This window comes from Rhizobium sp. SEMIA 4085, from assembly GCF_013004495.1.
Taxonomy (GTDB): Bacteria; Pseudomonadota; Alphaproteobacteria; order Rhizobiales; family Rhizobiaceae; genus Rhizobium; species Rhizobium gallicum.
Genome location: NZ_JABEPH010000166.1, coordinates 1 through 12,525 on the forward strand (window position 1 = coordinate 1; position 12,525 = coordinate 12,525).

A 12,525-nucleotide genomic window follows, 5' to 3' on the forward strand; every position below is an offset into this window, starting at 1 on the left:
GTCTGGGACGGTGGTGAAGATGGCGTCGATCCGAAGAAGCTTAGACCGATCACGCATGTCTTCGATTGCCCGCCGCTATCCAAGGAAATGCGGGAGTTCATCGACTGGGTGGCTGCGTACACGCTATCGCCGCCCGGTCTTGTTGCCCGAATGGCGCTTCGTGCGCCCAATGCCTTCGAACCGGAGCCGATGGCGGAAGGATTGCGCTTCGTCGGCGGCGAGCCGGAGCGGATGACGCCTGCGCGTGCCAGAGTGCTCGATACAGCATCGCACGGTGTCTCGTGGACACGGACCGGACTTGCACATGCCGCCGGTGTTTCCACCAGCGTTGTCGATGGCCTCATCAGCCAAGGGCTTTTCGAGATAATTTTCCTGCCTCCGCCTCCGGTCGTGGCAAAACCCGATCCGGACTTTGCCTCTTCGCGGCTGCAGGGGCCGCAGAAGGATGCCGCCGAAGAGATTTTGTGCGAAGTCACAAAAGGTGAGTTTGCCGTTTCGCTGATTGATGGCGTGACGGGATCCGGCAAGACCGAGGTCTATTTCGAGGCGATCGCCGAGACGCTTCGCCGTGGCAAGCAGGTGCTGATCCTCCTGCCGGAAATCGCGCTCACCGCAAGTTTCCTGGAGCGCTTCCAGGACCGGTTCGGCGCAAAGCCGGCCGAATGGCATTCCGATCTCGCGCCGCGCATGCGCGAGAAAGTCTGGCGGCAGGCGGTGACCGGCGAGATTCGCGTGGTTGCCGGCGCCCGGTCGGCATTGTTTTTGCCGTTCGAAGACCTGGGGCTCATCATCATCGATGAGGAACACGATCCTGCCTACAAGCAGGAAGACCGCGTCTATTACAATGCCCGCGACATGGCAGTCGTGCGCGGTCGCATCGGCAATTTCCCGGTTGTTCTCGTGTCTGCGACCCCTTCCCTCGAAAGCCAGGTGAACGGTCAGAGCGGACGCTACAGCACCATCCATCTGCCGACACGCTACGGCGAGGCGGCGCTGCCCGACCTGCATCTCGTCGATATGCGGCGGCCCGCGCCGAAAAGGGAAGGTTTTCTCTCGCCCGTCTTGATCCGCGCGATCGGCAAGACGGTCGAAAAGGGCGAGCAGGCGCTGCTCTTCCTCAATCGACGCGGCTACGCACCGCTGACGCTCTGCCGTGTCTGCGGCCACCGCTTCCAGTGCCCGCAATGTTCGAGCTGGCTCGTCGAGCACCGTTTCCGCAGCCAGCTGCAGTGCCATCAATGCGGCCATACGGAGCGGACGCCGGAGGCTTGTCCGGAATGCGGAACGCTCGATCACCTCGTTGCCTGTGGGCCGGGGGTCGAGCGCATCGCGGAAGAAGTCGAGCGTCATTTCCCCGACGCGCGGACCATCGTGTTATCCTCGGACATTATGGGCGGCGTCAAACGCCTGCGGCTGGAACTCGAGGCGATCGCCAAGGGCGAAGCGGATATCGTCATCGGCACGCAGCTCGTCGCCAAGGGGCATAACTTTCCGTTGATGACGCTGGTCGGCATTGTCGATGCGGATCTCGGTCTCGCCAACGGTGATCCGCGCGCGGCGGAAAGAACATTCCAGCTTCTTTCACAGGTGACAGGCCGCGCAGGGCGAACGGGTCTGAAGAGCCATGGCCTGCTGCAGACGTACCAGCCGCAGCATCCCGTCATGCAGGCAATCGTTTCAGGCGACGCGAGCGCGTTCTACGAGCGGGAAATCGCCGAGCGCGAGCGGGCAAGTTTGCCACCTTTCGGACGCCTTGCGTCGATTATCGTCTCGGCCGAAACGCGCCATGATGCGGAAAACCATGCCCGCGGCATGCGGAGCGCGGCGCCGCAGGTTTCCGGCATTTCCGTGCTCGGCCCCGCCGAAGCACCGCTGGCGCTGGTGCGCGGCCGCTACCGTTTCCGGCTCCTCGTACACGGGCGGCGGAGTTCCGACATGCAGGCATTTCTGCGCAGTATGCTTGCGCAGGCGCCGAAAGAGCGTGGCTCCGTGCACGTCCAGCTCGATATCGACCCGCAAAGCTTCCTGTAGATCGGCGATTGACAGCCGTTTTCCACCCGGCGCAATCATGCCATAAGGGGCAGCCATTCGCAGCGTGATTTGGGGTTGATCCATGGAGTTTTATTTTCCCGAGACCTTTGCCGAGCAGCTCGCATTCTGTTCGGCGGCGTTCACCGCTCTTGCGGGTCTCGTCATCATGTTCGCGCCCGGATATGCGATGCAGCTTTTCGGCCTTCAGCCGCGTGGAGACCGCCGGGATGGTTTCGCCGAGCAACGCTCCGTCGGCGGTTTCTATCTCGGATTTGGACTGGCGGCGATCATGCTGGCGCAGGATTTCATCTACATGGCGCTTGGGGCGGCATTTGCGATGGCGGCTTTCGCCCGGGTCGTTTCGCTCCTTTCCGATAAGGGGAGCACAATTCTCAACTATTTACTTCTGGTTGTGCAAGCGGCTCTAGCGGCCCTCCCGCTCGCCTATTCCTTGGGCTTCTTCGCAGCCTAGATTACCGCGCCGCGAGCCGCTCGCTCGCCGGGCTTTGCGCCATTTCACGATTTTGCCGATAGAAAAGCATTCGAAAGGCATATTCGGGCATTACGCGTGTTGCGAGTCCCGACATCCTATGTTAGACGGACCCCGAATTTCGGAAGAAGCAAGAGGCTTCTCTTGCGATTTCTGGGGGAAATCAAAACGAATTCAAGAGCATAGGTCAGGCGCCCGCCAAAGGCCGGATTCTTGGGTTGAAATCAGGGAAATTTGTGCCCGTGGCAGACACGTCCCAGCTTGCTTCTGGTGTTGCAGAACGATATGCGTCCTCGCTATTCGAACTGGCTCTTGAAGAAGGCGCCGTCGAGAGCGTCACTACAGATCTCAATCGTTTCCAGGCGATGCTGGACGAGAGCGACGACCTGAGGCGCTTCGTTGCAAGCCCGGTATTCTCCGCAGACGATCAGCTCAAGGCGGTCGCTGCAATCAGCGAGAAGGCAGGCATCAGCGGCTTCTTTGCTAATTTCCTGAAGGTTGTGGCGCGTAACCGCCGCCTCTTTGCCCTCCCGGGCATCATCAAGGCCTTCCGCATCATTGCTGCTCGCCAGCGTGGCGAAATTTCTGCCGAGGTTACCTCGGCCCATGCGCTGACCGCAGCGCAGGAAACCGAATTGAAGGCGGCGCTGAAGGGCGTCACCGGCAAAGACGTGACGATTGCCGTCACGGTTGATCCGTCAATTCTTGGTGGTCTGATCGTGAAGGTCGGGTCCCGTCAGATTGATACGTCGCTTCGTACCAAACTTTCTACCCTCAAGCTTGCATTGAAAGAGGTTGGCTGATGGATATCCGCGCCGCGGAAATTTCCGCAATTCTCAAAGATCAAATTAAAAACTTCGGCAAAGAGGCGGAAGTCTCGGAAGTCGGCCAGGTGCTTTCTGTCGGTGACGGTATTGCTCGCGTTTACGGTCTGGACAACGTTCAGGCGGGTGAAATGGTCGAGTTCCCCGGCGGCATCCGCGGCATGGCGCTGAACCTCGAGTCCGATAACGTCGGTGTCGTTATCTTCGGCTCCGACCGCGACATCAAGGAAGGCCACACCGTCAAGCGGACCGGCGCCATCGTTGACGTCCCGGTTGGTCCGGAACTGCTTGGCCGCGTCGTTGACGCGCTCGGCAATCCGATCGACGGCAAGGGCCCGATCAACGCGACGCGCCGTGCGCGTGTCGACGTCAAGGCTCCCGGCATCATCCCGCGCAAGTCGGTTCATGAGCCGATGTCGACCGGCCTCAAGGCTATCGATGCTCTCATCCCCGTCGGCCGTGGCCAGCGCGAGCTTGTCATCGGCGACCGCCAGACCGGCAAGACCGCGATCCTTCTCGATACGATCCTGAACCAGAAGGCCATTCACGACTCCGGTCCGGAAGCTGAAAAGCTTTTCTGCGTCTACGTCGCCGTCGGCCAGAAGCGCTCCACGGTTGCGCAGTTCGTCAAGGTTCTCGAAGAACGCGGCGCCCTGAAGTATTCGATCATCGTCGCAGCGACGGCTTCCGATCCCGCTCCGATGCAGTTCCTGGCTCCGTTTTCCGGCTGCGCCATGGGCGAATATTTCCGCGACAACGGCCAGCATGCGCTGATCGGTTACGACGACCTGTCCAAGCAGGCTGTTTCCTACCGTCAGATGTCGCTGCTGCTGCGCCGCCCGCCGGGCCGCGAAGCCTATCCGGGCGACGTCTTCTACCTCCATTCGCGTCTCCTCGAGCGCGCTGCAAAGATGAGCGACGCAATGGGCGCCGGTTCGCTGACGGCTCTGCCGGTCATCGAAACGCAGGGCAACGACGTTTCGGCGTTCATTCCGACCAACGTGATCTCGATCACCGACGGCCAGATCTTCCTCGAAACCGACCTATTCTATCAGGGCATCCGTCCGGCGGTTAACGTCGGTCTGTCGGTTTCGCGCGTCGGCTCGGCCGCCCAGATCAAGGCGATGAAGCAGGTTGCGGGCTCGATCAAGGGTGAGCTCGCCCAGTATCGCGAAATGGCCGCCTTCGCCCAGTTCGGTTCTGACCTTGACGCTGCGACGCAGCGCCTGCTGAACCGCGGTGCCCGCCTGACCGAACTCCTGAAGCAGCCGCAATTCTCGCCGCTCAAGGTGGAAGAGCAAGTCGCGGTCATCTTCGCAGGTGTCAACGGCTACCTGGACAAGATCGCTGTCGCTCAGATCGGCAAGTTCGAGCAGGCATTGCTGTCGTACCTGCGTTCGGAAGGCTCGGCCATCCTCGACACGATCCGCACCGAAAAGGCAATCAGCGACGATACCAAGGGCAAGCTTGTGGCTGCTCTCGATACCTTCGCGAAGTCTTTCGCCTGATCGCACCTAATTAGGACGGAAAACGGATGCCTTCACTTAAGGATCTGAAAAACCGGATCGCCTCCGTCAAGGCGACGCAGAAGATCACCAAGGCGATGAAAATGGTCGCCGCGGCGAAGCTTCGGCGTGCGCAGGAGGCGGCCGAGGCCGCCCGGCCCTATTCGGAGCGCATGGCGGTTGTTCTTTCGAACATCTCCAAAGCGATGACGGATGGCGATAGCGCACCAGTGCTCATGACGGGTACGGGCAAGGCTCAGGTTCACCTGCTCGTTGTCTGCACCGCCGAGCGCGGCCTCTGCGGTGGCTTCAATTCACAGATCGCGCGCTTTGCCCGCGACCATGCCCGCAGGCTCATCGCCGAAGGCAAGACCGTCAAGATCTTCACCGTCGGCAAGAAGGGCTATGACGTTCTTCGTCGCGAATTTGCGTCGCTCATCGTCGAGCGCAAGGAGCTTCGCGACGTGAAGCGCATCGGCTTCGAGAACGCCGACCAGATCGGCAGGCGCGTCATCGAGATGTTCGAAGCCGGCGAATTCGACGTTTGCACGCTGTTCTACTCGGAGTTCAAGTCGGTCATCTCGCAGGTGCCGACGGCTCAGCAACTCATCCCGGCTTCGGCTCCGGAAGCTGTTGCTGAAGACGTCGTGCATGCGGGTGCCGTCTATGAATACGAACCGGATCCGGCATCGATCCTGAACGATCTGATCCCGCGCAATATTTCCGTCCAGATTTTCCGCGCGCTCCTCGAGAACGTCGCCGGCGAAATGGGCGCGAAGATGAGCGCGATGGATAGTGCGACGCGCAACGCTGGTGAGATGATCAACAAGCTGACGCTCAGCTACAACCGGCAGCGTCAGGCTCAGATCACCAAGGAACTCATTGAAATCATTTCGGGCGCGGAAGCGCTCTGAGGTTAGAGAAAGAGGGTATGAAAATGGCTAGGGCAGCTACCCCGAGGGCGGCAGCGAAGACCGCTGCTAAGAAGACCGCCACAGGCTCTGTCGGCAGGGTCACACAGGTTATCGGCGCCGTCGTCGACGTTGCTTTCGAAGGCGAACTGCCGGCGATTTTGAACGCGCTCGAAACCACCAACATGGGCAACCGCCTGGTTCTGGAAGTCGCGCAGCATCTCGGTGAAAACGAAGTCCGCACGATCGCCATGGACTCGTCCGAAGGCCTGGTCCGCGGCCAGGAAGTCGTGGACACCGGCGCTCCCATTTCGGTTCCGGTCGGCCCGGAAACGCTCGGCCGCATCATGAACGTCATCGGCGAGCCGGTTGATGAAGCCGGTCCGCTGGTTACCGCTTCCAAGCGTGCGATCCACCAGGACGCACCGTCTTACGTCGAGCAGTCGACGGAAGCACAGATCCTCGTCACCGGCATCAAGGTCGTCGATCTTCTGGCTCCTTACGCCAAGGGCGGCAAGATCGGCCTCTTCGGCGGCGCAGGCGTCGGCAAGACGGTTCTCATCATGGAACTGATCAACAACGTTGCCAAGGCTCACGGTGGCTACTCGGTGTTTGCAGGCGTTGGCGAGCGCACCCGCGAAGGCAACGACCTCTATCACGAAATGATCGAATCGGGTGTCAACAAGCATGGCGGCGGTGAAGGCTCGAAGGCAGCCCTCGTTTACGGCCAGATGAACGAACCGCCGGGCGCTCGCGCTCGCGTCGCTCTGACCGGTCTGACGGTTGCCGAAAACTTCCGCGACCAGGGCCAGGACGTTCTGTTCTTCGTCGACAACATCTTCCGCTTCACGCAGGCAGGTTCGGAAGTGTCGGCTCTGCTTGGCCGTATTCCTTCGGCCGTCGGTTATCAGCCGACGCTCGCAACCGACATGGGCCAGATGCAGGAACGCATCACGACGACGACGACCGGCTCGATCACCTCGGTTCAGGCTATCTACGTTCCGGCTGACGACTTGACCGACCCTGCTCCGGCAACTTCGTTCGCGCATCTTGACGCGACGACCGTTCTATCGCGCTCGATTGCCGAAAAGGGCATCTACCCGGCCGTCGACCCGCTCGACTCCACCTCGCGCATGCTCGACCCGATGGTCGTCGGCGAAGAGCACTATGAAGTTGCTCGCAAGGTTCAGTCGACGCTGCAGCGCTACAAGGCCCTGCAGGACATCATCGCCATCCTTGGCATGGACGAACTGTCCGAAGAGGACAAGCTCGCCGTCGCCCGTGCCCGCAAGATCGAACGTTTTCTATCGCAGCCGTTCTTCGTTGCCGAAGACTTCACCGGTTCGCCGGGCAAGCTGGTTGCGCTCGAAGACACGATCAAGGGCTTCAAGGGTCTCGTCAACGGCGAATACGACCACCTGCCGGAAGCCGCCTTCTACATGGTCGGCTCGATGGACGAAGCCATCGAGAAGGCCAAGAAGCTCTCCGCAGCTGCTTGATGAACGAAGCTCGTGACGAGATTTTCTGCTGCGACTCCCTGAAGGAAGTCGTGGCAGGACTTCCCGCCCCGGCGGCGCCGACCGTTTACAGAGCAGATAATGGCGTGCTGATGATGGTGGTGGGTTTGGTACAGACCGAGGAAGGTCTGGGATATCTCGATCAGGCGATAATGCACTGCCCGTTCTGCGGGACCAAACTGCAAGATGCAAAGGCCATAGCCGAGAAGGTAAGTCACTGATGGCTGACAATTTCAATTTTGAACTCGTATCTCCGGAGCGCTTGCTCCTGTCGGAGATGGTGACGGAAGTTGTCATTCCGGCAACCGAGGGCGAGATGACCGTCATGGCGCACCACGCCCCGACGATGACGACCATCAAGCCAGGCATCGTCAGCGTCCGCTCCAGTGGCGGCTCCAAGCAGGACTACGTTGTTTTCGGCGGCTTCGCCGACATCCTGCCGACCGGTTGCACGCTGCTTGCAGAATCCGCTGTTGCGGTCGAGGACCTGACCAAGGACGAGTTGACCCGTCGTATCGAGACTGCGAAGAAGGAGCTTGAGGATGCCCTGCATCACGAGCACAAGTCCAAGCTCGAGCATTTCATCCTGGAGCTGACGCATCTGCGCGGCATCGTCCAGCAGGACTGATCGGGATTGCAGCGAAATACCCTAAAGCGGCCTCAGCGGGCCGCTTTTTGTTTGCGGCAGGGGGGCCGGCTCAACGTGGAACGGCATGGACTTTCACCAAGACCGGCCGTTCGATGAAAATATAGCTGAGGCTTCCGATGACGAACACAAGGGCTGCTGCGAGGAGCGACCAGAGCAGCCAGCCGTAGAGAAGATTGTCGCTGATCGGGCCGAAGGCGGAAGGAAAAAGCGCCTCCACGGCTGAAATGACCGGATCCTGCCAGATATAGATGCCGAACGAAATTTTCGCGGTGAAGCGGACCGCTCGACTATCGAGACAGTTGCCGAGCCATAACGAGCGCGCCAGCGCGACTAGGGCCGCTGCAATAGCTATCGGAAAGAGCGGAAAGCTATAAGGAATTCCGAGCCAGCCATAGGCCTCCCAAGGCCCGCCCTCAGACGAGACGAGGGCAGCGGCGCTACCGGCTATGGCAATACAGGCGAGGACATCGAAGAGAGCTACCTTTCGCTTCGACAGGATTGTCTCGACGCCCGAAGCAAGGATACCGAGCGCGAAGATCGCAAAGAAGCCGATCGGATTGTAACGCGGCATCCATTCCTTCGCACCGCCCGCCATGCCGAACTGCCAGCCGCGCTGCATGTGGTCCGGCTGCAAGGCGTTGACGGTTAACCAGTGCAAGACAAGAGCGGTCGCTATGGCGCCAAGCCAAACGAGACGCGTAGACAAGCGCGGCAGCGCGCGGCTGAAGTAATGAAGAGCGAGCATGAACGCCGGCAGCAAAACATAACATGTCGCTTCGAATGGAATCGACCAAAGCGGCCCGTTCCCTTCGACCGGAAACAAAGTGCGCCAATGCCACTGGCTCATCAAAAGGAAGCCTGCGGCATAACGCATGCCGAGCTCGGCCGTTGGTGGATCTCCAAGCAGTGTGATGCTCAAAACGAAGCCTGCAGTCAGCGCCACCCAGTAGCCAGGCAGGATGCGCGCCGCACGATGTATGGCGTACGTTTTCATACCCGGCAATGGGCGGTGCTCATCGAGAGCTCGCCAGAAGGGCCGCGCAAGCAGATAGCCGCTTAGAACAAAGAAGATCGCCACGCCGAAATTGCCGAAGCGGGCAATGACCAAGGCCGATCGGGCGGCGGGATCCACCTGATTGATCTCGACGCGCAGGACAAGATGAGGAATGAGCACGAGGAGGCACGCCGCCGCACGCATGGCATCGGCACCCGCCAGCCTCCGATCTATCTCCATTCGTGCCTCGCCTGTCTGCTTTTCCTCAGGCCTAGGACATGATGGCGCGTAGGACAAGGGCGCTTCTTTGGGCCGCCGGCATGTGGACGGGCGCGCGATCCATCTTCGCCGGCCATCGGGCGCGAACGCTAACATATGCACCGGGCGAACACCCGGGCATAGGCCAGCCCGGGTGCTCGCCGGCATTTCCGTACCTGCCGGGAACGGAAACAGGCGTGATTCAGGCGGCGATGTTTCGATAAGGTCGCTCGGCGCGCGCGGCGGACAACGCATGCGCCCACCATTGCAGCCTTGCCACCATCCGGGCGAGAAGCTTGAGCGAGTCTTCGGGCCGCTCGAGGTTGCCGTCTTCATCGAAACGGTTCCAAGGTGCCGCAATGCTCACGGTGTCACGAATGGTGACCGCATGCAGTTCGGCGAAGACAAGCCGCAGCTGTTCGACAGCACGCAGACCGCCCGAGATGCCTCCATAGGATACGAAGGCTACGGGTTTGCCGTGCCAGGGTTCGTTGAATGAATCGAGCACGAATTTGAGTGCCGCCGTGAAGCTGTGATTATATTCCGGCGTGACGACGATGAAGGCATCTGCCGCATTCAGGCGAGAGGCGAGACGCTCAATTTCCGGATGACCGCTATCGTGCCGGGCAGGCAGATCGAAATCGAGCGGATCGATGATATCGAGGTCGATCAGCGGGTAGAGCGTGAGTTGCCGCGTCAGCCATTTCACCACCCGGTCGCATATCCGGCCCTCACGTATGCTTCCGTAGATGACGCCGATTCTGATAGCGGTTTGCATATATTGCCCCTTCTTTACGCTGCAAGGAGCTTGGCTTATAAAACCTCAACCAATATTGAGGTCAATATGGAAACAAGTTCATCGACCAATTTCAGCAGGCTTCTCACTATAGGCGAAGTGGCAGAGCGCAGCGGACTGGCCGTCTCGGCGCTGCATTTTTACGAGGCCAAAGGCCTGATTTCGAGCATGCGGTCGCGCGGCAACCAGCGGCGTTACGGGCGCGATGTCCTGCGCCGTCTCGGCATCATCAAGGTGGCGCAGAGGGTCGGCATACCGCTGGCCGAAATTCAGGCGGCCTTCGATACGCTGCCACAGGGGCGCACCCCAACTGCGAGTGACTGGCAGAAGCTCTCGCAGATGTGGAAGGACGATCTGGATTCGCGGATCAGGCGGCTGACGTTGCTTCGCGATCGTTTGACCGGTTGCATCGGCTGTGGTTGCCTGTCGATCGAAAGCTGCCCGCTGCGAAATCCCTGCGACAAGCTTGGCAAAGAGGGAACCGGTGCGCGCCTGCTGGAGGAGCCTTAGGCGGCCGCTGCAATCGCCCGCAGAAAGCTCAAGGGCAGCCGCTTCATCCTGCCGGCGGCTTTGCGCGGATATCCCTCGACAGGAGGGCCGCTTCGCGGATTATCGGCGCGGAGAAGGCGTAGGTGTCCTGCCCCTGCGCGACGATCCGGAAGCGCATGTCACCCTGCGCGCCGATCACCGTGAGGACCTCGACTTTTGGAATACCTGGGATCGAGTGAGAAAACGGCCGGACGATGCCTGGGCCGAGCTTGACGCTCATTTTAGTGGATCGGGTGGGGCGGGAAACTTATCGGGGCAGATCAATACCGCGGCCGAGTTCCCCGAAGCGGATCACCTGGCCCGCAAGGTCGCCGAAGCCCACATGCGCGACATGCGGCGGCGTCTTAACGAAAAAAATAGCGCTAGAACGAAGAAAAGCGAATGTCAAACGAACGCTCTACGACAATGCTTTTTCCGAGGTTTCGATCAGATTGATGCCACTTTCCGCGCAGACCTTCCTGAGGGATTCGACGTTGCAGTCGTCCGTGACGAAGGTGTGGACCTGTGACAGATGGCCGATGCGCACCGGAGCCGTGCGCTCGAACTTGGTGGAGTCGGCAACGAGGACGACGTGGCGCGCATTCGCCATTATTGCCTGCGCGACCTTCACCTCGCGGAAATCGAAGTCGAGAAGCGCACCGTCCGGATCGATCGCCGAAGCGCCGATGACGGCGTAATCGACTTTGAACTGCCGGATGAAATCGACGGCTGCTTCGCCGACGATGCCGCCATCCGAATGGCGCACCACGCCGCCCGCGATGACGACCTCGATCGACGGAAAAAGACGCAAGCGGCTGGCAACGTTGATGTTATTGGTGATCACCATCAATTCCTGGTGGTCGACGAGCGCTTCCCCGACGGCCTCGGTCGTCGTTCCGATATTGATAAAGAGCGAGGCTTTGTCGGGAATAAGATCAGCGGTCGCGCGGCCGATCGCGAGTTTTTCGCTGGCGGCGATCGAGCGGCGCGCCTCGTATTTTACGTTCTCCGTCCCGCCCGGAAAGATCGCTCCGCCGTGAATGCGCGTCAGCACATGCCCATCGCAAAGATCGTTCAGATCCTTGCGGATGGTCTGCGGCGTGACAGAGAAGCGCGCTGCCAGATCTTCGACCAGCACGCGGCCTTCCGATTTGGCGATATCGAGGATCTCCGTCTGCCGTCCGGACAGAAACATGGTTTCGCTCCCTTTCTTTCGTTGGGCCGGATCATATGTTAAAGCGAAAATTGCGCAATCGGCGACTGGCGGCCGGAGCCGGGAGGGTTCAAGCGTGTTTCATCCCAAGCTTTTTGAGAATCGCAATGTCGTGGTGACGGGAGCAGGACGTGGAATCGGCCTCGAAGTCGCGCGGCAGTTCCTGGATTGCGGCGCGCACGTCCTGGTTCACACTGGCCGCAACAGCGAAAGGGATTTGCCGGATTTCCTGCTGACAGCAGAGCAGGAGCGGCGTGCGGTTCTCGTTGCAGCCGATTTTCTCGCGCCGAACGGCACTGCCGCTTTCGCAGCGAAAGCTCTGGATACTTTCGGCATCGTACACGCACTCGTCAACAATGCCGGCACCATGGTCGGCCGGTTTTTGGCAGACACGTTGACCGACAGGGAATACGACACGATCGTCAGACTCAATCAGACATCTGTCGTCGAACTCACGCGTGCGCTGCTGCCGGCGTTGCGGGCAGCCAACGGGGCGGCGATCGTCAATACGGTTTCCATCTCGGCGCTGACTGGCGGCAGTCCCGGCTCGGCAATCTATTCCGCCTCCAAGGCTTTCGTCGCCACTTATTCTAAAGCGCTCGCACGCGAGCTGGCGCCGGATGCGATCCGGGTCAATTGCGTCTCGCCGGGCACGATCGAAACCGACTTCCACGGGCGTTATTCCTCGCCGGAGAAGCTGGAGCAGACCCGCAAGAGTATACCGCTGCAACGTCTCGGAACTGCCGAGGATTGCGCGCCCGCCTATCTCTTTCTGGCTGCGCCATCGCTCTCCGGCTACATCACTGGCC

General features: G+C 60.4%; 13 protein-coding genes and 1 pseudogene. 11 read left to right on the forward strand and 3 right to left on the reverse strand.

All coding sequences use genetic code 11. The annotated features are described in order from the left end of the window. The 8 genes from C9413_RS17350 to C9413_RS17385 form a co-directional block, all read left to right on the forward strand. Positions 1-2,031 (forward strand): primosomal protein N' (locus C9413_RS17350; RefSeq protein ID WP_170250680.1); only part of this gene is annotated, 2,031 nt, incomplete at its 5' end. Positions 2,032-2,113: 82 nt separating this feature from the next. Next, positions 2,114-2,503 (forward strand): hypothetical protein, encoded by a 390-nt coding sequence (locus tag C9413_RS17355; protein WP_039846345.1) that lies wholly within the window; start codon positions 2,114-2,116, stop codon positions 2,501-2,503. A gap of 254 nt (positions 2,504-2,757) precedes the next feature. After that, positions 2,758-3,324 (forward strand): F0F1 ATP synthase subunit delta, encoded by a 567-nt coding sequence (locus C9413_RS17360; protein ID WP_039846344.1) that lies wholly within the window; start codon positions 2,758-2,760, stop codon positions 3,322-3,324. Then, positions 3,324-4,853, forward strand: a complete 1,530-nt coding sequence (atpA, locus tag C9413_RS17365; protein WP_039846343.1) for a F0F1 ATP synthase subunit alpha — start codon at positions 3,324-3,326, stop codon at positions 4,851-4,853. The genes C9413_RS17360 and atpA overlap by 1 nt, the downstream gene beginning before the upstream one ends. Before the next feature lie 26 nt (positions 4,854-4,879). Further along, positions 4,880-5,764: a F0F1 ATP synthase subunit gamma gene (locus tag C9413_RS17370; RefSeq protein ID WP_039846342.1), complete on the forward strand. Its 885-nt coding sequence runs from the start codon at positions 4,880-4,882 to the stop codon at positions 5,762-5,764. Positions 5,765-5,787: 23 nt separating this feature from the next. Continuing rightward, complete coding sequence (atpD, locus tag C9413_RS17375) at positions 5,788-7,260, forward strand: F0F1 ATP synthase subunit beta (RefSeq protein WP_170250681.1); 1,473 nt, start codon at positions 5,788-5,790, stop codon at positions 7,258-7,260. Beyond that, positions 7,260-7,499: a hypothetical protein gene (locus tag C9413_RS17380; RefSeq protein ID WP_039846341.1), complete on the forward strand. Its 240-nt coding sequence runs from the start codon at positions 7,260-7,262 to the stop codon at positions 7,497-7,499. Before atpD ends, C9413_RS17380 begins: the two co-directional genes overlap by 1 nt. Continuing rightward, complete coding sequence (locus tag C9413_RS17385) at positions 7,499-7,906, forward strand: F0F1 ATP synthase subunit epsilon (RefSeq protein WP_039846340.1); 408 nt, start codon at positions 7,499-7,501, stop codon at positions 7,904-7,906. The genes C9413_RS17380 and C9413_RS17385 overlap by 1 nt, the downstream gene beginning before the upstream one ends. A 70-nt stretch (positions 7,907-7,976) precedes the next feature. On the opposite strand, the gene C9413_RS17390 is transcribed toward C9413_RS17385, so the two are convergent. Together C9413_RS17390 and C9413_RS17395 are read right to left on the reverse strand one after the other, a co-directional pair. Next, positions 7,977-9,161, reverse strand: coding sequence for an acyltransferase (locus C9413_RS17390; RefSeq protein ID WP_170250682.1), 1,185 nt, complete (start codon positions 9,159-9,161; stop codon positions 7,977-7,979). A 220-nt stretch (positions 9,162-9,381) separates the two neighbouring features. Then, on the reverse strand, positions 9,382-9,957 hold the full coding sequence (locus tag C9413_RS17395; RefSeq protein WP_039846338.1) for an NAD(P)H-dependent oxidoreductase: 576 nt from the start codon (positions 9,955-9,957) through the stop codon (positions 9,382-9,384). Positions 9,958-10,023: 66 nt separating this feature from the next. On the opposite strand from C9413_RS17395, the gene soxR reads away from it, so the two are divergent. Together soxR and C9413_RS33430 are read left to right on the forward strand one after the other, a co-directional pair. Further along, positions 10,024-10,485, forward strand: a complete 462-nt coding sequence (gene soxR / locus C9413_RS17400; protein WP_039846337.1) for a redox-sensitive transcriptional activator SoxR — start codon at positions 10,024-10,026, stop codon at positions 10,483-10,485. Between the two features lie 100 nt (positions 10,486-10,585). Next, positions 10,586-10,870 (forward strand): annotated as a pseudogene (locus C9413_RS33430) (hypothetical protein); the annotation flags it as partial. Between the two features lie 51 nt (positions 10,871-10,921). On the opposite strand, the gene C9413_RS17410 reads toward C9413_RS33430, so the two are convergent. Next, positions 10,922-11,698, reverse strand: coding sequence for a DeoR/GlpR family DNA-binding transcription regulator (locus C9413_RS17410; protein ID WP_039846335.1), 777 nt, complete (start codon positions 11,696-11,698; stop codon positions 10,922-10,924). A gap of 94 nt (positions 11,699-11,792) precedes the next feature. Here C9413_RS17410 and C9413_RS17415 point away from each other — a divergent pair. Then, the coding region (locus tag C9413_RS17415; protein WP_170250683.1) for an SDR family oxidoreductase at positions 11,793-12,525 on the forward strand (733 nt) is incomplete at its 3' end.

What these genes read in the sequence shown, in the direction of transcription:
- C9413_RS17355 (WP_039846345.1), top strand. Translation starts at nt 2,114, where the DNA reads ATGGAGTTTTATTTTCCCGAGACCTTTGCCGAGCAGCTCGCATTCTGT.
- atpA (WP_039846343.1), top strand. Translation starts at nt 3,324, where the DNA reads ATGGATATCCGCGCCGCGGAAATTTCCGCAATTCTCAAAGATCAAATT.
- C9413_RS17370 (WP_039846342.1), top strand. Translation starts at nt 4,880, where the DNA reads ATGCCTTCACTTAAGGATCTGAAAAACCGGATCGCCTCCGTCAAGGCG.
- atpD (WP_170250681.1), top strand. Translation starts at nt 5,788, where the DNA reads ATGGCTAGGGCAGCTACCCCGAGGGCGGCAGCGAAGACCGCTGCTAAG.
- C9413_RS17380 (WP_039846341.1), top strand. Translation starts at nt 7,260, where the DNA reads ATGAACGAAGCTCGTGACGAGATTTTCTGCTGCGACTCCCTGAAGGAA.
- C9413_RS17385 (WP_039846340.1), top strand. Translation starts at nt 7,499, where the DNA reads ATGGCTGACAATTTCAATTTTGAACTCGTATCTCCGGAGCGCTTGCTC.
- C9413_RS17390 (WP_170250682.1), bottom strand. Translation starts at nt 9,161, where the DNA reads ATGGAGATAGATCGGAGGCTGGCGGGTGCCGATGCCATGCGTGCGGCG.
- C9413_RS17395 (WP_039846338.1), bottom strand. Translation starts at nt 9,957, where the DNA reads ATGCAAACCGCTATCAGAATCGGCGTCATCTACGGAAGCATACGTGAG.
- soxR (WP_039846337.1), top strand. Translation starts at nt 10,024, where the DNA reads ATGGAAACAAGTTCATCGACCAATTTCAGCAGGCTTCTCACTATAGGC.
- C9413_RS17410 (WP_039846335.1), bottom strand. Translation starts at nt 11,698, where the DNA reads ATGTTTCTGTCCGGACGGCAGACGGAGATCCTCGATATCGCCAAATCG.